The organism is Bacillus sp. 16GRE42 (assembly GCF_019837435.1).
Taxonomy (GTDB): domain Bacteria; phylum Bacillota; class Bacilli; order Bacillales; family Bacillaceae_G; genus Bacillus_A; species Bacillus_A wiedmannii.
This window is the reverse complement of sequence record NZ_JADAXF010000003.1, coordinates 188,040-210,471: the sequence shown is the minus strand read 5'-3', so window position 1 is coordinate 210,471 and position 22,432 is coordinate 188,040. Positions and strand designations below refer to the sequence as shown.

Sequence of the window (22,432 nt, the reverse complement as noted above, 5' to 3'; positions counted from 1 at the left end):
TATTTAATGTTTTTCGAAATAATTCACTTTTTGACCATATCTAATCATTTTTTTCGTCATTTCATCCGTAATATTATTCCATACAAAACCCGTTTTTCTTAACAGCATATTCGTTTTATCCCCCATTATATGGAACAATGTTTGTTCGACATCATTAAATGTTTTCAATTCATCTCCTATACAATGCAGCTGTAAATTATATATATCTGATGCATATTGATTAAATTGCTTTTCATCAAAGATATAATCTATAAATTTATCAATTGAAGTTTCTTTTACATCTATGTCTAATCCATACGTTGTTAAAAGAGCTGATAAGCTTACATAGTTAGGATTGAAAATGTGATGAGTCTCATTCATTAATTCTTTTTTATTAAACAACTTAATAATTGCCTGACTAACATCATCCACACATGCAAAATCTATATCTCTTTCCATTTCTGGAACCAATCCAATTCTTATATATGATTTCATCATTGAGTATAATGCATTCTGCTCTATGTTTTCTTGAAACCTTCCTGTTTTAGAATCAAAACCAATGTTTCCCACTCGAAAAATATTTACATTTATTCCCTTACCCCTCATTTCCAGTACAATCTTTTCAGCTTCTAACTTTGTCTTTGGATAAGGATTTTCAATAATTTGCCCTAAATCATTATCATACTCCGTATACAATATGTCTTCGTTATTCTTTACCACACCAGAAGCTACAGCTAATGTAGAAATATGATTCACATCTTTCTTTACTCCCTTAAGCGAAAAATCAATTACATTTCTCGTGGCTAGAACGTTTGCTTCATAGGATTTTTCATATTTCCCATAATGACTAACACTGCCTGCTGAATGTATAATACATTGGATTGTTTCACTCAAATATTGATAGTTCGGCAGATCTAAGCCCATATATTTTTTTGTCAGATCGCCACTATATACAAAAATTCTTTTCTTATACTTATCATAAAAAGATGTTCCAAAATAAGAGCAAACTTTTTCTTTAATGCGATTTTCTGCTTGTATACAATTGTCACTTCTTACAATTAAATGTACATTGCAATCTAATTCAGTTAATAAATCATGTAATAAGTAAACACCCAAATATCCCGTGCTTCCTGTCAATAGAACTTCTTTATAACTGACTTGGCAAGAAAGGTTGATTTCGTAATACTTTTTGTTTCTATCATCATATAAACTTCTTATCGCTATGTCTCCTCTTACCTTCTCCTCCATCAACCGATGCCTTTCTCCTCTAGCAATCAGATAAGTTGCTAATGCATCTGGAATAGTCTTCTCCTTTTTATATGTCATATGTTGCGCTAGATCAGAAACTCTAGGGTATTCAAATAAATGATTAATAGAAATATCAAAATCCTTCTGCAAGCTCGAAACAACATTGATAGCCGTTAGTGAGCTACCTCCTAATTCAAAGAAATCATCATGGATACTAACTTGTTTTACTCCCGTAACTCTCTTATATGATTCTATAATTTTCCGCTGTTTATCATCTTTCGGAACAATATTCCTCTTTAGCTCTTCTACATAGTCGCTTTGCGATAAAGGGGAACTCTCTTCCATTTCAATATCTTTAGACAGGCTAAAGAATTGCCGTTCAAAAGGATACGTAGGGAGCGGAACACGATATCTTCTTTCTTGCGAAAAATACTTGGACCACTCAATCTTCACGCCATGAATATGCAACTTACCAATACTTTGAAGCAAGTACTTGTCATCACAAGTTTTTTCTTTTGGATGCCTTACAGTATTTACAATCGGGCATATAGATTTTCCTTGAGTATGTTGTCTAACAAAACTGCTTAATGTTCTACCTGGTCCAACTTCTACAAAAACATTTTCCGTACCCGATAGTAGATGCTTAACGCCCTCAGAAAATTTCACTACATGTCGCAGATGATTCACCCAATAATCTGCACTTTTTGCTTGTTCTTCCGTAATCCATTCTCCTGTCAAATTGGATATAAATGGTATTTTAATGTCATGGAAATTAATTTCTTTTAACTTCTTTCCATAGGTATCTAAAATTGAGTCCATCATGGATGAATGAAAGGCATGGGAGGTTGCAAGTTTTTTGAACTGAAAACCGTCCCTAATCAATTCCCCCTCAAAAGTATAGATTGCCTCATCAGAACCTGAGATTACGCATGATATTGGACTATTCACTGCGGCAATAGATACATCTTGATTCATTAGTGGTAAAATTTCATTTTCCGAAGCCATTACACTTATCATGCTTCCTTTAGGTAATTGTTGCATTAAGGTCGCCCGCTCATACACCAACTGAAGCGCTTGCTTTAATGAGAACACTCCCGCCAAACAAGCAGCCACATATTCCCCTATACTATGTCCAATCATGCCGTCCGGGTAGATGCCCCATTCCATTAGTGTTTTTGCTAATGAGTATTCAAAAATAAATATTGCAGGCTGAGTATTAGAGGTTTGATTTATATCATCTCTCATTCTAACGTCCAAATCCTTTGGGTATAAGACTTCCTTCCAGTCGACCCCACTAATCTCTTCTAAAATCTCACAACAAAGATTCACTTCATCTCGAAATCTCTTCTCTTCTTTATATAAATCCAATCCCATATTTACATATTGCGCACCCTGCCCGGGGAACATGAAAATTATTTGCTTACTACCGCCATCACAAAGATTAGTTTGAACCTTAGCAGAATTTTGATTAAAAAATTCTTGCTTCGCTTCCTCTATATCCGAAACCACTAATGCTCTTCGATATTTTAAATTTTTCCTTCCATTTAAAAGTGTATAAGCTACATCAGCCAAATTCACATTATTGTTGTGAGTTAAATATTCAGCTAACCTTTTAGTTTGCTCTTCAAGAGATTTTTTCGTTTGTGCAGAAAAAGAAAGCAATTGATATCTCCTGCTCCGCTCCGAAGCTTCTCTTTGGGGAGGTTCCTCAAGTACAACATGGGCATTTGTTCCCCCCATACCAAATGAACTTACTCCCGCTCTTAAAGGAAACTCTCGGTTCTTCCATCCCGCCAATGTATCCTGTACATAAAATGGACTATTACCAAAATTAATTTTTTCATTTGCTTTCTCGTAATTAATGCTTGGTGGAATCATGCGATGCTCCAAAGCAACTACAGTTTTTATCAAACCTGCTATACCTGCAGCGTTATCAAGATGTCCAATATTCCCTTTAACCGATCCAATACCACAAAAATTATTCTTCTCTGTATTAAATGCCAACTTCAAAGCTTCAACCTCAATCGGGTCACCTAGCATTGTTCCCGTACCATGAGCCTCTACATATGATATACTTTCAGATTCTACCTCGGCCATGTGATGGGCTGCTCTAATAACAGCAGCTTGTCCCTCTACACTTGGCGCATTAAAACTAACCTTATCAGCGCCATCATTATTTATTGCGGATCCTTTCACAACAGCATGGATGAAATCTCCATCGGCAATCGCATCCTCCATACGCTTCAAAACAACAATTCCCGCTCCATTTCCATTGACCGTTCCTCTAGCATTAGCATCAAAAGGTCTACAGTGCCCATCTGGTGAAAGAATCATACCCTCCTTGTATAAATATCCTCTTTTCTCAGGTAATGTAAGTGAAACTCCTCCAGCCAAAGCAATGTCACAATCTCCACTTAATAGCGCTTGACATGCCAAGTGCACAGCAACCAACGAAGATGAACATGCAGTTTGAACTGTATAACTAGGACCTCTCAAATTTAATTTATGTGATAATCTGGTGCCGAAAAATTGAGAACCATTTAAAAATTCCGCTTCTTTTATAAAATCTTTCGCTCCATGATATACCGTTTCTAACCAATATAAGTTTGTTGCTGCTCCAATATAAGTACCAATTAAACCATTAAAGGTATCCGGAAAGTAAGCACTACTCTCTAATGCCTCCCAAGCACACTCGTGCAAAATTTTCAGCTGTGGATCCATTACCTCTAATTCCCTAGGTGAGTAATTAAATAATTTATTGTCGAACCATTCTGTTCCTGTAATAGCCCCACCAGCCTTTATATAATTGGAACTCTGGATCGTTTCTAGATCAATTCCTCCTGTCTGTAACTCCTTATCTGTGAAGAAAGTTACCGATTCTACACCATTCTTCAAATTTTCCCAGAATTCATTTATAGTATCTCCACCAGGAAATCTGCAAGACATTCCAATAATAGCAATCTCTATACCATTTCTTATCGGTTCTTGTGCACTATCATTCATTCGAATCCCTCTTTCTTTGACGTCTCTGTTTCAACCTATTTTTTGATTCCTTTATTACCTGAACTCTATTTGAGTTCACTTCTTCCTGTCCCCTGCTCTCAGCGGTCATCTTTAATTGCTGGGATAGAGAATAAATTGTAGGAAATCTAAATAGCATCATCACAGTTATGTCAATGTTCAAATCATTTTTCAACCGTTCATTTACTTGAATAATATTCAGTGAATTCCCACCAAGTTCGAAGAAATGATCATAAATACCGACCTGATTTACCCCAAGTACCTGTTTCCAGATCTCCGCTATCATTTTTTCTAGATTCGTTCCAGGTGCTATATAAGTAGTACCTAACGATATATAATTCTCATCATCCCTTTCTTGCAAGGCCCTTACGTCGACTTTGTCGTTATTCGTTAAAGGCATACTCTCTAATTGCACAAAATGTGAAGGAATCATATATTCAGGTAACTTATTCCTCAAATAATTCCTTAATTCTGTACTGGTAACCTCTTGGTTTGCAATTAGATACGCACACAAATAGCTTTCATTACTTTGATTTTGTTTTGCAACAACAATTGCATTCTCAATAGATTTATGATTTAAAATATGGGTTTTTATTTCATCTGGCTCTACTCGGACTCCCTTAACCTTTACCTGATGGTCAACCCTTCCAATATACTCGATGTCCCCATTAGAGAGCCACCTTGTAAGGTCTCCCGTTTTATACATTTTCTCACCTGGAATAAATGGATCAGGCATAAATTTTTCATCTGTCAAATCTGACTTATTGATATATCCCCTTCCTACACCTGCTCCAGCGATATATAACTCCCCAGTCACACCAATAGGTACAGGATAATAATCTTGATTTAAAATATATGCCCTATAGTTACTTAGAGGCTTACCTATTGGTATGCTCGAACTCTCTTCATTTTCATGACAAATATAGTATGTTGAAAAAATCGTCGTCTCGGTTGGACCATACAGATTAATAATCATCTCTGCATTAACAGTACTCTTTAATTGATTATAAAGACTCTTTGTAAAGACCTCACCGGCTACAAGAACATAGTTAAGAGATTGACTTGTGACAATATTATCTATCAACACTTTCAAATGGGTAGGTACAGCTCCCAAGACATTAATTTTGTTTCTCTCAATAAAGTTCCACATATTTCTTGGCTCAGCGATTAGCTCTTCCTCAGGAATATATAACCTCCCCCCAGAGAGAATCGGGAGAAGAATTTGTTGAACAGAAACATCGAATGTGATTTTCGCCAGTAATAAATGATTCATTTCTTGATTAAATTTTAATTTTTGAATGAGTCCTTTCAACTGATTCACAATATTTTTGTGTTCGACCATAACCCCTTTAGGGTTACCGGTTGTTCCAGAGGTATAAATTACATATGCCAAATCGTCGGGCTGGTTTATGCTTTCAAGATGACAACCATCTTTTTTACAGTTTAATTCATCATCCAACCTAATTATTTCCTGTTCAAAAGTAAAGCGTTCCTTCATATTATTTCGGGCCAGAACCAACTGACAATCACTGTCTCCCAAAAAATATTTTATCCTATTTATTGGAAGAGCGGGATCAATCGGCAAAAATGCACCTCCTGCTTTTAGCACACCGAGAACTCCTATGACCATTTCTAAGGAAGGCTCTACAATAAGTCCAACAACGCTATTTCTTTGCACTCCCTTTTTTCTTAAAGTGCGGGCCAGTTGATTTGCCCTTGCATCCAGCTCAGAGTACGTTAGTGTCATCTCTTTATATACGATGGCATTTTCTGATGGATTTTCTTTCGCTTTCTGCTCAAATATCTCATGCACCGTCATTTGATACGAATATTCATCCGTCGTATTATTAAATTTATAAAGAACGGTTTTCATCTCTGCTTCAGACATCATCTGGATATCTTGTAATGGTATATCCATCTTTTTGGTAATCTCATCAAGTAGATAAATAAAATGTTCTGCTAATCTTTGTACTGTATCCTTCTTAAATATATCCTTACGATACTTCCACTTAAAATGCATATCTTCATTAATTTCCAATACATGAATGAACATATCAAATTGAGTCATACTACTTTCAAATGGGAATTTACGTAAAGTGATCCCCCCTGTATCCTTAAAGAAATACTCATCATTATCCAAAGAAAACATAATATCAAATATTGGATTTCTCCCTGTATTTCGATAAACATCAACTTCATTTACTAACAATTCAAATGGATATTCTTCATGATCGATAGCTTTTATTGTATTATCCTTCACTTCGTTCAGAAAATTCAGAAATGTCTTTTTGCAACATGGGAAATTTCTTATTACTACCGTATTCACAAACATACCAATAATCCGTTCCAAACCTGGACGAGATCGGCCAGCTGTAAGGGTACCAATCGTAATATCTTCTTGACCCGTATATTTTAAAAATAATACATTTAAAGCAGCAAGTAGCACCGTATATAGGGTTGTCCCATTCTCCTTCGCTATCCTTTTCAAACGCTTTGTCAAATCGTATCCCGCCATAATTGGTACATAATCACTATCATAAAGTTGCACCGGGTGTCGTGGATAATCTGTATTTAACTCTAACAATGGAGGTTCATCTTTAAATATGTTTAGCCAATACTTTTCTTTGCTCTTAAAATCATCAGTCTGAAAAAATTCTCCCTGCCATACTGCGTAGTCTCTATATTGTAATTTAACCGGAGGTAAGTCTTTATTTAAATAACTATCATAAAATTCCTCCATAATTATGTCCATCGATATACCATCAAAGACAATATGATGAGCATCAGTTAACAGTAAATGCTTATTTTCTCTGATTTTAATAACTTTAACTTTAAATAGAGGCGGTTGTTCCAGATTAAAAGGTGTAGCAAACCCATGTACATACTCCATTAATTCTTCTTCCGATGCTTCCACGATATCAACAATAACCTTTAATGTAGGATGTACATACTGCACCACTTGTCCATTGATGAATGAAAACGATGTACGTAAAGATTCATGACGATCAACAAGATGTTGGAAAGCTCTCACCAACATATCATATTCGAGATCACCCTCTATAATTGTCCCAGACGGTAAATTATAAGCTACTGAATCACGATTAAGTTGCCACATAATAAATAGCCTTTTTTGCTGTGATGAAACAGGATAGGATTCTCTTACTTCAACAGGTAATATAATTGAACTTTTATGTTGTTCCCCATCCAGTATTAGAGTTGTAAATTCTTTTATAGTTGGCTTTTTAAACATTTCACTCAAGTGTATATTCACGTCAAATTCTTGATTAACTTTCAATATGATTGAAGCAGCATTTAAAGAATGCCCACCTAACTCAAAAAAATTATCATACACTCCTATCTTTTGAATGTTAAGAACATCTCTCCATATATGTGCAACCTTTTTTTCCAATTCGCCTTCTGGTGCAATATAGTCGAAGTCTGATACTGGATCCAAGTTGGACACTGGCAATGCTTTACGATCAATTTTCCCGTTTTGATTGAGTGGCATTTTTTTCAGTTGAGTGAAGTAGGTTGGCACCATGAAATTCGGCAAACTTTTAATAAGGAAATTTCTTAATTCTGAGTTTGTTATATGCACATTGGCAACAAAATAAGCACTTAATACTTTCGTACCGAAAGTATCTTCGATTGCAACAACAACAACTTCATCTACATCTGGATGCTTCATAAGACAAGTCTCTATCTCCCCAACTTCTACCCGAAACCCCCTTATTTTCGTAAGATTATCTTTCCTTCCAATAAATTCAATATTCCCATCAGGCATCCACCTTGCCATATCGCCTGTTTTATAAACTTTTTTTTCGGTAATTTTCGGAAACTCTACAAATTTTTCTCTCGTTAAATCTGGAGCATTATAATACCCACGTGCCAATCCAACCCCAGCAATACACAGTTCTCCCGTTACACCAATAGGTACAAGATTCATTTCTTGATCCACAATGTATATTTCGACATTATTAAGAGGCTTTCCGATTGGAATCACCTTCAATTGTTCTATCTCTTGATTACTAATTCTATAGAAAGTGGCTAAATCCGTGCATTCCGTGGGACCATACGTATTTATAATTTCGCCCTTGAAATTTATTGATTTAACTAAAGGTTTGAGTTTTTTACAATTTATCGATTCACCACCTAAAAAAATACGCTTCAACGTGATTAACCTACTAAAATTAGTTCTCTCATTATACTCAACCAATGGATAAAAACCACTTGGGGTACAATTAACGCTCGTAATTTCATGAACATTTATATAATCAGACATTTTATTGTAATCATACATACCTGACTCAAAAAGGTGCAATCGCCCGCCTTTTATCAATGGAGCAAATAAATTTTTATGTGCTGTATCGAAACTAATTGGGGCAATTAATAATACATTATCGGTTGGATTCATATCAAATTCATTGGTATACCAATTGAGCAAATTCATAAATGAATTTCTTTTCACCATAACTCCTTTAGGTTCACCAGTGCTTCCAGATGTATAAAGAACATACATTAAGCTCTCTAATGGGATTTTCAATTCTAAATTCCCACTCATTTCTATAGGTGTACCGTCTCTTAAAGTTGTATCTATATCAATAAATCTAGTGTTTTCATTTATAAAATTAAATTCATTATTGCTGTACTTCAATATGATATCTACATTAGAATTACTTAGGAGATAATTAATTCGTTCATTTGGATAGTTTGGATCAATGGGTAAATATGCAGCTCCTGCCTTTAAAACACCTAATATACCAATTGGAAGTTCAAGCGATCTATCCAACATAATTCCTATTACAGAATCTTTTTTAGCTCCTAATTCAACTAATTTATGTGCTATATGATTTGCTTTTCTATTTAATTCCTCGTAAGTTAAATTTTGATTTTGATAAAAGACTGCTAGCTTATGTGGACTTTTAGCTACTTGAAATTCAAACAAATCAACAACAGATTTATCCTTAGGAAAACTTGATGTTGTGTTGTTAAACTCATTTAGAATACGATTTCTCTCATTGGATAAAATGTCGATTTCAGAGAGCCTTATACTAGGATTAGCTACTACCACTTTTAACAAATGAGTCAGTTGATCTATAACTCTTCCAATCAAGTCTTCTACACTTTCTTTACAAGTGACACAACACTCTATTTTATCTCCATGCCATTTAAAATTAAAGACGGTATCTGCATTTGTATAATGATTAGAAATATTATGTTGAATATTTTCAAACTGTATGACTGTACGAGGATTCAGTTTATTAGAATTTGCATTCTCATCTCCTAAAAGTTTTGCTAATCGCTTATGCGATACTTTCTGATTTTTATTTGCCTCTGAAATGTTTTGTTGTACTTTTAATAGAAGCTCCTTAAATGTCATATTACTATGGATATTACTTCTTATAATCAAAAGATGATCATAATATGCTGTGCCAGATTTTGATTGAATTACTGGCGTTCCAATAGAAACATCTTTACTATCCGTGTATATTGAGAGTAAATATTTCACACTAGCAATCAAAATGATAAATATTCCATATTCAGAATGATTACTTATTTCACTAATTTTATGTGATATGTTTTCTGACAATCTATATGTAAATACTTTTTCTCCCTGATTTTTCACACCAATTTTTTTATTAAAATTTAAAAAACTACTCATTTCTAAATCCGTTGATAGTTGATCCAACCAAAATTTCTCCTCTTTAGTTAACAAATCTGTATTATAAACATCATTGCTCATAATAATCTCCTCTCCCAACCAATGTTGAATTAATAAGATTTATAATATCAATGTAATTTTCATTAATAAAAAAGTGATCTCCTGGGTAGCCATAAACAACAGTATCTCTCGAAGTAAACTCACACCATTTTTCCATGTATTCCTCAGTAACATCGTCCATCTTACCGTACATTGCAGTAATACACGTATTTAACTTGTACAATTCATTACTGAATTTATATTCTTCTATCACTTTAAAGTCAGATCTTAAAATTGGTATAAACATATCCATTAACTGTTGATTATTAAGAACTTCTTTTGGAGTACCATTTAAATTTAATATCACATCTTTAAATTCTTTTTCTGGTAAGTTAGACACTTTTTGTTCTCTAATAAAATTAGGCGGTTTTACACCTGATAGAAAAATATGCACAGGAGCATTAAGATTTCTACTTTCTATTTCCTTACAAAGTTCATAAGCGATAAGCCCTCCCATACTGTGACCAAAAAACGCGTAATCGCAATTACCTACAACTCTATATACATATTCAAATATATCGTTAACCGCGTGATTCATATCATCATAACAATCTTCTTGAAATCTTTTACCTCTTCCTGCGTATTGAATTGGTTTCAATTCAATACTAGGATGTAAGTAATTTTTCCACTTACTATATATCGAACCGGATCCACCAGCATAAGGAAAACAAAAAAGCATCGTGTTATTCATATACTCTCCTTTCCTATGAATCAAAATTATTTACTAAATTTTAAAAGGCTCTATAGAACTTAATTAGCCACCTAACATCTCCCAATTTTTTTATTAATCTAGCTCCCATTTATATTTTAGGGTGCAATCAGGAATTATCTTTGGTAAACCATTAAATTTCCATACAGCCTATGTAGCACAACACGTATAATGATCTATTTCCCTTTCACTTTATTCCAAAATGGTATCCGTCCTTGTATATCATCTATTACAGAGGAGAATCCTGGTGCAGTGGAAAAAAAGAACCCTGTACAATGATGCGCTTTTTGATATTCTTCATCTTTCATTAAAATAAGATGAGCTTTCTTTATGTTAAAGTGTGGAACAGCAGGGAACAAGTGATGTACCAAATGGTATGAGTTTCTATGAGGATGAATGAGAAAGCGCTCAAACCAATTCCCAAAAGAATTTCTTGATGCAAATATCTCATTTTCCGATTCTAGTCCTGCATGTTCGGCCATTTCAGCCCAATATTTTAACATTTGAAAAGTTGTTAAAAACGGAACTACCCAAAATAAAATCAACTCTTGCCAGAAACCGAAAACAATTGAACAAATAATGATAGCGCCCCAATATAGAGTCCTGATTATTTGATCAAATCTAGGTTCCTCTTTTGCATATGCTGTTACTTTGATCATTCCAATCAAATAATTCGGCACATGTACTAAGAACAAAGGCTTTAAGCAATGCTGAATAAAAAATTTCATTTTATTTTTAGTCGGTTTATCTAACCCAACAATTTGATACCTTTGCTTATCAGGGTCTATCTCACTCCATAAATACCTGTGGTGATTCATGTGACTCTTACAATATGCTTTATAAGAAATCATTATCGGATAAGCAGCAAAGAAACATGCAACCCACTTATTTAATTTACGATTTTTAAAAAGCATACGATGACTTGACTCATGCATCATAATATCAAGGCCACGCATACGGCTACCAATGATAACAATACTAATTAAATACATCCACATAGTAGGGATAAAATAATTCAATGCAATTACTAAGGACACAATACCCCAATCCAACCCTATAGCAAAAAAATTATACCAATTGTTGGTTTTTTGTAATTCGCGAATTTCCAAGTTGATTTCTTTCGAAAAACGATGCTTCTCTAACTCTTTCTTTTGACTTTCCCCTAAATCGGTAGTTCCTCTAATCATATTATTAACTCCTTTATATAGAAATTAATGCTGTTGATTTATATCAGGAATCCTTCATTTAAATCCTTAACAAACACCCTTAGGCTCTCAAAATTTATACTCTAATTAATCCTTTAAAGCGAACAATCCAACAGTTTTTATAAGCAGATTAACTCTTAGTTAAATATTCATATCCTTTTTTATTTTGTAGGTATCAAAAAACATCCATGAATCTCAAAAACTAAATCTTTTTTCCAGAAATTAATTTATCAATCCCATTTTTAATAGGAACTACATTTTGTTCTACATTAGACATAATATGGAGTTGCATCTTAGACTTTGCATTTACAGATGAATGAACCCTCACACCTGGATCAAATCCAAATACAAAATATTTGAGAATCTCATCATTTTCCATTGAAATCCAAACACCATATCCATAATGTAAACTATTATTTTTCACATAAGGAGTTAACAACTGATTAGTGTACTCTTTATTTAAGAGTTTCCCATTAAATAATCCATTCCAAAATTCTCCTAAATCTAAAACTGTTGTAAAAGCCCCTCCATCTGGCCCACCAACTATAGGGACCGAATAGATATTAGTTCTCCAAGTGTTATCATCTTTATTATCTATATATCCAAGTGCAGTTCTTTCCGGCAGTTGATCCATCCGGAAATATCCTGAATCTGACATGCCGCAAACTTGAAATATATGCTCTTTTACATATTCTGCAAACTTCATCCCTGTCAATTTTTCTACAATCAAACCAAGTAAAATATAACCTGCATTACTATAAGAAAATTTACTTCCAGGATTAAACTTCATATGATAATTTTGAAACATAGGCAGAAAATCTGCAGGAGATTTAATAGAATACATTGGGGTATCCTTCCATAAATCTTCAAAATCATCCATTTCTTCTTCATCAAAATAATCTGGTATGCCCGAAGTATGAGTTAATAAATGATGAATTGTAATACCTTCATAAAAATGTGGGAATGGGTCTTCTAAACACTCTTTCAAACAGGTATCAAAAGTTAAAACACCCTTTTCAACTAATTGACATATTGCCACTGCAGTGAAAATTTTACACCCAGAAGCCATACCAAACCGAGTACGTGATGTATTAAAAATTTGTTCACTTCTATTCGCATATCCAAATCCATCTTCAAAGATCTTTTTTTTATTTTGAATTAAAATCGCACCTGAGAATGGTAATTTATCATCATAATTCTTTATAAATTCTTTTATTTCTCCAGAAATTATCACTTACCCAATCCCCTTTTATTTTTCTGATTTTTCCAACTATTAAACAGGATTAATTGTAACTTCATTTAATTTTCAAAGCAATCTAAAATACATAACAAAACTTGAGAAACTTTTTTAATAATTGAATTGACTTCAAAAAAAATAAAACATAAGTTTGTTCATTTCTTCAAAATAGCTATACAATAACACTTAATATAATTCACATGATTTCTCAATAAATCTTATATCACTCTCTATAATGTAATGGTAGTTGATAAATAATAAAATTAATTATACATTTAAATTCTCTTGAGACTATTATTTATATTGTTAGTGAGGTCATTATGAAAAAAATTGATAGTTACTTAGAAATTATTGCAGTTAAATTAGGAATTTTACTACCCTACAAAGACATAGAGCTGAAACTCACAAAATTACCTAAAAATGAAAGGGAAAGAATTTTAAGATTTCATAAATTAGAAGATCAACAAAGAACATTATTAGCTCATCTATGCATCAGAAAATGTTTAGAAAAAATTTTACTCATACCTGCAGATGCTATCTCTATAAACAGAGATCGAGCAGGCCGCCCTTTTTTAAATAAATATCATGGTTGGAAGGGGGATTTTAATTTATCTCATTCTGAAGAATGGATTATATGTGGACTTACTTCAAATGGAAGAATTGGTGTAGACATTGAAAAAATTCAACCTATAGATTTTTCCATAACCGAACTATGCTTTACTCAAGAAGAACTTGACTATTTTCAGCATATTCCTCACGATAGACAGTTATCGTTTTTCTTTGATATTTGGACTTTAAAAGAATCATTTGTTAAAGCGATCGGAAAAGGACTTCTATATCCATTAGATAGTTTCGGCTTCAATATGGACGATTGGTCCCAAAATAAAATAACATTACGGAACACTAATTCCACTTTTAGTCAATTTTATTTCTACCTAAATCGGTTAGAGCAAAATTACACTATCGCGGTTTGTTATACAGATTGGGAACAGATAAACAATTCATCTATAAAGATACTAGATTATTCTGAGTTCCTATAATTATTTTACGTTTTTTCTAGAACAATGATACACCCGGCGTTATAAAAAACTGAAAATACAGAAAACTATAACTTATAATAATCACTTAAATTATTATAAGCTCAATCTTTTTTAAGTTCATATTTTATTACGTTTTATCTTCTGTATCCAAAAATATTTTAAGCTTCAATCATCGTATAACAATTTAAAAATCACCTATATTGGAGGATTATTAGAATGAGTATTTTAAAGTCATATTGCTCAAGTGAATATAGTACGTTAAAAAAAGTTGTACTATGCGAACCATTATATATGAATATTTCTAGCGGTATAAACAAGACCCAAAAATATTTTATCAATTTAGGCTTTAATGTAAATCTAGCGAGAGAACAATACTCAAAATTTATTGATATACTTAAAGAAAATAGAATACACACTTTAATGCTACCTCCTGAAGTACGCTTTCCCGAACAAGTTTTCACGAGAGATATCGGTTTTACTGTAGGGGAAACTGTTTTCATTTCTAACATGAAAAATGAAGTTCGTAAAGGAGAAGAGCAAATTTTCAAGAAAATATTATTAGAAAAAGATATTACTTATATAGATTGTATTAATAGTCATATAGAAGGCGGCGACGTCATTATCGATCAAGATATTGTATATATTGGCGTAAGCAATCGAACGTTATTTAACTCTGTAATAAAACTTCAACAGTTGCTCACACACTATGAAATAATTCCCGTTCCTTTTTCCAAAGATTTTTTACATTTAGATTGTGTTTTTAATATCATTTCACAGGAAGAAGCTTTAATATATCCACATGCATTTAGTAATAGTACACTAAACATGTTATCAGATCGTTATAATTTAATAGAGGTATCTAAAAAAGAGCAATTTACTTTAGCAACCAATGTATTATCTTTAGGCAATGAAAAGATTATTAGTTTACCCAGTAATACTAAAACAAATAACGAACTGAGACGTAGAGGTTATGAGGTTATTGAAATTGACTTTGGAGAGATTATAAAATCTGGTGGATCTTTTCGCTGCTGCACTCTTCCTCTGCAAAGAGAATGATTAAAAAACTACGCTTTAAATGCTCTCATTTAAAGCGTAGTCTACAGTTACTAGCTTTCTCTACTAATATGAATCCTACATTTATCATACAACTACCTATAATATAAACTGCCATGATGATGTATTCTATATATAAGGGTTATAGGATTAAATGCTATAACCTTTTTTTACTTAACCTATTTTCTTATTCTCTCTAGCTGCTGGTTGAACTTGATTTTTCACTCCTAAAACATTAATACCCTCCCCAATAAATCCACCGATAATCGCGAGGAAAATCCAGTCTAACCCTACTACCTGCATCGTGAACAGATGGCTTACTACTTCAATGTTAACTCCAGCTGCAATTAATCTATTACATAAACTGATGATAAATGTTATAGCCTCACCGCATTTAATTTTCACAACAGTTAGCGCTTCTTCAACATTTCATTTTCAGTAGGGTTCGATTTCACAACATACCCATGAGCAGCGGCACTTTTTGGTACCCCTATAATGAAAATGCACTCTATTAGCAACTATGCCTCTAGCCTTCTTATTACTTTCACACTTCACTTATTTTTCATCACTATACTTTTCTTACATATACTTCCTAAACTATATTCCCATCCTAAGAATTTAACCTCATTAAATATAAGGAACTCTATAGCAGGATGTTCCACCTAAAGAAAATACACAAATTAAAAAGGCGTCACGCAATTACGCAACACCCTTTTTCAATCATAAAATTCCTCTACTTCTCTTCCGGATAATCACAATACTCAATGATTGTTCCCTCTGTATCCGCTGGGTTAAGATATATTAATCTTCTACCGTGCTTATTAATCCGAAGTGTATGCTCTAATGTCCGAATACCTTGTTCTTTTAACTCTTCTAGAGCCACATCTAAATCATCGACACGATACGCAACGTGATGAACACCTTTACCTTTTTGTTTAATAAAACGGGCAATTGGAGATGTCGTATTATTCGTCGGTGCAAGTAATTCAATTCTATCTCCATCCACTTCAAGAATGGCTACTTCGCTTTCCACACCAGGAGCTTCACTTACGTAACGATCTATTAAAGTTCCTAGTAACACATTTTCATAAAAACGTATCGTACTATTTATATCTCGAACTGCGATGCCGATATGATCAATTGTTTTTTTCATTTTATTTCCCCTACTACTTTATTTTTTCTATCCTTATCAATAGTAACAAAAAAAGTTATAGAAACAAGTTCTATAACTTTTTTATTTAACCTATTTTCTTATTCGCACTAGCTGGTTGAACTTGATTTTTTGCTTTTAAAACGCTAATGCCATATCCGATAAATCCACCGATAATCGCTGGGAAGATCCATCCTAATCCTACTTCTTGCATCGGAAGGAATTTAGTGAACACTCGGCTTACTACTTCAATGTTAACTCCAGCTGCACTTAATCCATCGAATAAGCTGATGATAAATGTTACGATTAAGCTCACTTGATAAACTTCAGCTCTTCCTTTGAATAATGAATGGAAGAATGTTAAGAAAATCAATACGATTGCTAGTGGATAAATTGCTGTTAGTACTGGAACAGAAACTGCGATTAATTGTGTTAATCCTACGTTTGCAACAATTGCACTAAATACACATAGCGTGATGGCAATCGCTTTGTAAGGAACACTTGGGAATAACTTATGGAAGAATGAAGAACATGCTGATACAAGTCCCACACTAGTTGTTAAACACGCTACTGTAATCATTAATCCTAATAATACTCCACCATATGATCCGAAATAGTAGTTAGAAACTTTCGCTAATACTTCTCCACCGTTCTCTAAATGTCCAAGCTTCGCAACACTTGAAGCACCCATATAAGAAAGAGCTGTATAGATAATTGCTAAAATAGATGCTGCAATGATTGTCGCTTTTGCACAAACGATCATAATCTGTGTTTTCGTTTTTGCACCTTTTTCTTTAATTGCATTAATGATGATGATTCCAAATACGAATGATGCAAGCGTGTCCATTGTTAAGTATCCTTCTTGGAATCCTTTAAAGAATGCATGTGATGTATAAGCTTCCACTGGTGCTTGCATATCTCCAATCGGATGTATAAAAGCAACGATTACTAAAATACCAATGAAAGTTAACTTAATTGGCGTTAAGATTTTTCCAACAATATCGACAATTTTCGCAGGATTTAGCGAAAAAAAACAAGTGATGCTAAAGAATACAATTGTGAAAAGAATTAAAGGTGTAGAACCTAATCCTTCTGGCATAAACGGTTTAAGACCAATTTCATAAGAAACATTTCCTGTTCTTGGTATTGCAAATAACGGGCCAATCGCTAAGTATAAAACTGTTGTAAACACAATCCCGAATACTGGGTGAGCACGACTTGCTAATGACTGTAAATCATCTTTACCCGAAAAACCAAATGCCAGTACACCTAGTAGTGGTAATCCAACACCCGTTACTAAAAATCCAGCGTTAGCAATCCATACATTCTCTCCTGCCGATTGACCGAGCATTGCCGGGAATATTAAATTTCCTGCTCCAAAAAATAGTGCAAATAACATTAATCCAATAACTACTATGAACGAAAACGGTACTTTATTCGCCATAATATAACCCCCATTCAAATTTCCTTATCTCATTTTCCATTTTTAACTAATTGAATTTTCTGAATATTCAATTCGACTATCAACTATTCTTGAACTTATTATAGTTTGTCATATAATATTTTGCAATACTATTTTCAAACTTTTCATTTATTTTATAAATATACATTTTTTAACATAGAAATAGACTAAAAAACCAACATGGTCATCCATGTTGGTTTTTTACATTTACTATCAATTAAAATTTTGCCGCTACTTTCTTAACGTTCTCTAAACCTTCTTCAACAATTTGTTGTGAACGATCTGGATATTGATTGTGCCCTTCAATTACAACAGTCTCTGGATTTGTAATTCCCCAGAACCCAAGCACATTCGTTACATAATTAACCGCCATTTCCATAGGAGCCATTTGTTCTGAAGAATAATCCGAACCACGCGCACCTAATACAACGACTTTCTTATCACCAGCTAAACCTACTGGGCCATTTGCTGTATATTTAAATGTTTTTCCAGCTTGAGATAAGTATGAAATATATGTGATTAATGGTGCTGGCACTGTGAAGTTCCATAGTGGGAACGCAAATACAACTTTATCAGCTTCTAAAAACTGATTTAAATATTGATCTACCTTAGCTACAGCCTTCTCTTCTTCTGCTGTTAACTCCATTCCTTGACTACGTTTATATCCACCTGAAATCGCGATATTTCCGTAATACGGCAGATCTAATGCGAATAAATCTAACTCCGTAATTTCTGTATTTGGGTTCGCTTCTTTATAAGCACTTACAAATGTTTCATACATTCTTGAACTAACTGCTTGCTCCGCCGGACGATCGTTTGCTTTTACAAATAATACTTTTGACATTGTTTTATTCCCCTCTACTTTTGTATTTTCTTCTTTTTTACCAAATAATGAGCTAAATAATCCCACTTTCTTCACCTAAACTTTCTTATCATATTCATTATTCATCATCATAAAAATTCTTATTCTAGTAAAAAGTTCCAATAGATACCTTAAGTAAAAACACAAAAAACTTTTTGTTATTTAATTACCTTATGTAAGTGATTGTAATACAGTAACTTACTTTAGTCAAGTAACTTTAAATAAAAAATAATATCTCGGATTAAAAATAATGACCACAATACAATTCATACACCAATTGTAACTTTATTGTTTGTATAATGGATGTAGAGAGGGCAATTCATATTTAGAAAGGATTTACTCATGAGCACTATAGAAAAGATTCAAACTTTTATTATTCTTTTTGCTGTTACATGCGGCATCGTACTCGGACAATTTCATTTGATACATATGTATTCAGAGCAATTTATTGTCCCCTTCTTATTTTTCATGCTGTATGGATTATTCCTCAGCATTCCATTGAAAGAAATAAAAAATGGATTCCGCAATTTAAAATTTGCTGGAACGAGCCTTACTATTAATTTTTTATGGACACCTTTACTCGCTTGGGGATTAGGAGCACTATTTCTTTCCGACCATCCAGCACTTTGGGTTGGATTTATTATGTTAATGGTTACTCCATGTACAGACTGGTACTTAATCTTTACTGAAATAGCGAAAGGAAATGTAGCACTTTCTACTGCCATTTTGCCTGTAAATTTAATTTTGCAAGTACTACTCCTTCCCATTTATTTATTTTTATTTGCTGGTGTCATGAAGACTGTAGCGGTTTCTGTTTTAGTAGAAAGTATTGTTATCGTAATCGTCTTACCATTTGTACTTGCACACGCTACAAAATTCATTATGTATAAAATGAAACAAACTGAAACACTCGAGAATAAACTCATTCCGTTTTTCAGCTCTGCGCAAATTGTATTTTTAAGTTTAGCAATTGTAGCGATGTTTGCATCACAAGGTAAATATTTACTACAAAATATGAATGTTGTTTTACTATTACTTATTCCTGTTCTATTGTTCTTCATCATTAATTTTGTACTTGGACAATTTATCGGACGCATGATGCGTTTATCTTATAAAGATACAGTTAGTCTAAGCTTAACAACATTAGCAAGAAACTCGCCTGTTGCACTCGCTATTGCTGTAACAGCTTTTCCAGACGAACCTCTTATTGCACTTGCATTAGTGATTGGACCATTAATAGAACTACCAGTACTTGCTTGTGTGTCACAAGTGTTATTACTTATTAAGAAAAAAAAGCAATATACATAATAAAAAAACGTCCTACTTTGGGACGTTTTTTTATTTTAGAGAACTTATAGAAGTAACGATCATTATCGACTCTAAGGATTTTATACGTGATAGAAAATTAGCTTGTCGTTACATTTACTATGTCTTTCTAATTAAAAATTATAGGAAAAGTAAATATTACGAAAGCTGCCCAAAGTCCGTAGATTGGCAAATACTTCGTAACAGCATCTTGAATAGCTGTCGGTCCTGATTTGTTTTGTAGAAAACGCATATAGGAAAACATAATCCAAATGAGATTTGCCCAAATCAGTATGTTTACGCCTAAAACAGCAAGTCTATTAGGTGTAATCCCGTAAGAAGAAAGTCTGAATACGATGGCTGATAATGCGACAGTGTCAATAATAAGCGCCAGAACAATTAAGGCAAAATTTATATAATCTGAAATGCTCTTTTTCTCGTCTGAATCACTCTCAACGATAGAAAATATAGTAACAGCCAATACACCAAGGAGTATTACGTTGAAGGCCATTAGGAAATCACGATCCAAGAATGGATTTTTCGCGACCCAAATTACCGTTATAAGATAAATAAACAATGTGATCAGGACGAGAGGACTAAAAATTTTAGATATGTATGGTGTAATATTTTTAGCAAGTTTAAGATTCAATGATACTAAGTATGCAGCCACTACAGCGAGAGCGGCAGCTCCAAATAATACAACATTACTAAAATAGAATTCTCCTATATCCAAATCAACAAAGCTAAATAACTTCATGGTGAATACTGCTAGTATCATTCCGCTCACTGCCATGCTCGCGTAGAGAAGACAATATTCTAAATTAAATTTAATATAAGCTAATCTTGTACTGCCTTTTGAATATTCATTTCCCGTAAACGCAAGTCCCAATAAGACCCATAACAATATAGGAAGATGTAAATACGCAAGGATACTGCTGTCTTTATAATTTAATGGCAACATATTAAGATACAACCCGGCAATTAGGAACAACGCTGCAAGGAAATAAATAATACTTTTTTTCGGAGTATTATTGTAAATAAAATAAGCAGCAATAAAGGGAATTACACCAAAAGCCAAGTTAATTGGAGCAATTGCTTCCTGCTCGACAAAGTGGAAAATGATTCTAGTGCTTAGCCCAGCTAGAATAGCTAACATGCCCATGAATAAGAAACCTTTTTGAAACAGCGATATTTTTTCTTTATCTGCCGTCTCCTTGAAATGCAACCTTTCATACCAAGCAGCTAGCACCTGAGAATCAGGATTTTTATCCCATGCTTGTGAGAATGACTTTTTAAAAGCTTTCGGGTCTTTTCTATACATTCTCTCCAACTCATGAGGATTATCCATATTTTCAATAATCAAATTGTTAATGTCCATATTTATACCTCCTCTAATTAAAAAATAAAGTTGTTACCTTTTCCATAAAAAGCACCACACTTATTTATTATGTTTTTGATTTTAATATATTTTTTATCGTTTTACAATAAATTTTTATTAATTCATACGATATTTTTATTGCATATTTTCACAAATATTAGTGTAAGCTACTTTCGGTTGTGCTCTTAATTGCTTATTTCCATTTTCTAATTCCTTATTTTCCCTTTATATAAAAGAAGTTCCCTATAAAATAGATTTTTTCAGTGTCTACTCTATAGGGTACAGTTTAATTGGCATACTTTTTTATTTGTTGAAACCACTTGTCCCAAAGTAAAGAACTTTTTCTTCCGAATTTTTATGCTTCATAGTTTTTTAAAATTAAAATACCTGACATAAAAAGTACCTTCACCTATAAAGGAATATTTTTTCACCTGTAAATTGTAAAATGTACCTTATGACTCACGAAATAGTAATGATAAATATATAAGTTTCCTAGCCAAAAATAAACTCTAAGCAATCCTAAAATATCTAATCTTCCTTTATATATTTTCATCCACTTTAAATAAGATAACAGCAACTTCGATTTGCTTTTTACTACTCTTTTATGAATCAGTATCTTTTAAAATAATCACATTTTATTTACCACATTAGAAATTTGTTTATTATGAAAGTAGACTTTTTCTTCTAAGTATTTCGCTACTTCTGGTTTCAACCCTTGATATAGGCTCGTTAACATTTTTATTTTAGCAATAGTAGCTCTTTTATTACTAAATTTATTTTCTAACACATATTTAAGATGAAGAACAAAACTCAAAGTTTCAAAATGTAAGAGAAAATGAAAATGTCCAGAGATAAAAAAGAATTTTAATTTACAATAAATTCTTTTAAAACATAATAAATTTGTTTAAAAAATGCTGGTCATGTTATTTAACAATTGGGCCATTTAATAGAATAACTCCTTATACAATTTATTTGAATTTAATTAATCTAAAGGGGGATGACCCACCATCATATTTTCTAGC

At 33.0% G+C, this 22,432-nt stretch carries 12 protein-coding genes and 2 pseudogenes; 3 read left to right on the top strand and 11 right to left on the bottom strand.

Annotated elements, in window-relative coordinates; translation table 11 throughout:
• Positions 1-3: 3 nt before the first annotated feature.
• The 5 genes from ILS93_RS17650 to ILS93_RS17630 all read right to left on the bottom strand — a co-directional run bounded on the left by ILS93_RS17650 (position 4) and on the right by ILS93_RS17630 (position 13,157).
• Positions 4-4,230, bottom strand: a complete 4,227-nt coding sequence (locus tag ILS93_RS17650; protein ID WP_064476382.1) for a type I polyketide synthase — start codon at positions 4,228-4,230, stop codon at positions 4-6.
• Positions 4,223-9,991, bottom strand: coding sequence for a non-ribosomal peptide synthetase (locus tag ILS93_RS17645; RefSeq protein ID WP_222661007.1), 5,769 nt, complete (start codon positions 9,989-9,991; stop codon positions 4,223-4,225). The genes ILS93_RS17650 and ILS93_RS17645 overlap by 8 nt, the downstream gene beginning before the upstream one ends.
• Positions 9,981-10,700 (bottom strand): thioesterase II family protein, encoded by a 720-nt coding sequence (locus ILS93_RS17640; RefSeq protein WP_064476384.1) that lies wholly within the window; start codon positions 10,698-10,700, stop codon positions 9,981-9,983. The genes ILS93_RS17645 and ILS93_RS17640 overlap by 11 nt, the downstream gene beginning before the upstream one ends.
• Before the next feature lie 194 nt (positions 10,701-10,894).
• The gene (locus ILS93_RS17635; protein WP_002189230.1) at positions 10,895-11,905 is read right to left on the bottom strand and encodes a fatty acid desaturase family protein; all 1,011 of its coding nucleotides are present in this window, start codon (positions 11,903-11,905) and stop codon (positions 10,895-10,897) included.
• A gap of 220 nt (positions 11,906-12,125) precedes the next feature.
• A complete protein-coding gene (locus ILS93_RS17630; protein ID WP_064476385.1) occupies positions 12,126-13,157 on the bottom strand; it encodes a serine hydrolase domain-containing protein in 1,032 nt (343 codons plus the stop codon).
• A gap of 323 nt (positions 13,158-13,480) precedes the next feature.
• Between ILS93_RS17630 and ILS93_RS17625 the strand changes: the two genes are divergently transcribed.
• Together ILS93_RS17625 and ILS93_RS17620 are read left to right on the top strand one after the other, a co-directional pair.
• Positions 13,481-14,200, top strand: a complete 720-nt coding sequence (locus tag ILS93_RS17625; RefSeq protein WP_064476386.1) for a 4'-phosphopantetheinyl transferase family protein — start codon at positions 13,481-13,483, stop codon at positions 14,198-14,200.
• Between the two features lie 216 nt (positions 14,201-14,416).
• Complete coding sequence (locus ILS93_RS17620) at positions 14,417-15,256, top strand: dimethylarginine dimethylaminohydrolase family protein (protein ID WP_064476387.1); 840 nt, start codon at positions 14,417-14,419, stop codon at positions 15,254-15,256.
• A 171-nt stretch (positions 15,257-15,427) separates the two neighbouring features.
• On the opposite strand, the pseudogene ILS93_RS17615 reads toward ILS93_RS17620, so the two are convergent.
• From ILS93_RS17615 to ILS93_RS17600, 5 genes and pseudogenes are all read right to left on the bottom strand, one after another.
• Positions 15,428-15,634: pseudogene (locus tag ILS93_RS17615) on the bottom strand (branched-chain amino acid transporter); the annotation flags it as partial.
• A 35-nt stretch (positions 15,635-15,669) separates the two neighbouring features.
• Positions 15,670-15,771 (bottom strand): annotated as a pseudogene (locus ILS93_RS29110) (copper resistance CopC family protein); the annotation flags it as partial.
• A gap of 215 nt (positions 15,772-15,986) precedes the next feature.
• On the bottom strand, positions 15,987-16,406 hold the full coding sequence (locus ILS93_RS17610; RefSeq protein ID WP_064476389.1) for a VOC family protein: 420 nt from the start codon (positions 16,404-16,406) through the stop codon (positions 15,987-15,989).
• An 85-nt stretch (positions 16,407-16,491) separates the two neighbouring features.
• Positions 16,492-17,847, bottom strand: coding sequence for a branched-chain amino acid transport system II carrier protein (gene brnQ, locus ILS93_RS17605; protein ID WP_064476390.1), 1,356 nt, complete (start codon positions 17,845-17,847; stop codon positions 16,492-16,494).
• 235 nt (positions 17,848-18,082) lie between these two features.
• Complete coding sequence (locus tag ILS93_RS17600; protein WP_000522525.1) at positions 18,083-18,775, bottom strand: FMN-dependent NADH-azoreductase; 693 nt, start codon at positions 18,773-18,775, stop codon at positions 18,083-18,085.
• A 294-nt stretch (positions 18,776-19,069) separates the two neighbouring features.
• On the opposite strand from ILS93_RS17600, the gene ILS93_RS17595 reads away from it, so the two are divergent.
• Positions 19,070-20,035, top strand: coding sequence for an arsenic resistance protein (locus ILS93_RS17595; protein WP_064476391.1), 966 nt, complete (start codon positions 19,070-19,072; stop codon positions 20,033-20,035).
• Positions 20,036-20,162: 127 nt separating this feature from the next.
• Here ILS93_RS17595 and ILS93_RS17590 read toward each other — a convergent pair whose 3' ends face one another.
• The gene (locus tag ILS93_RS17590; RefSeq protein WP_064476392.1) at positions 20,163-21,410 is read right to left on the bottom strand and encodes a DUF4153 domain-containing protein; all 1,248 of its coding nucleotides are present in this window, start codon (positions 21,408-21,410) and stop codon (positions 20,163-20,165) included.
• Positions 21,411-22,432 lie beyond the last annotated feature (1,022 nt).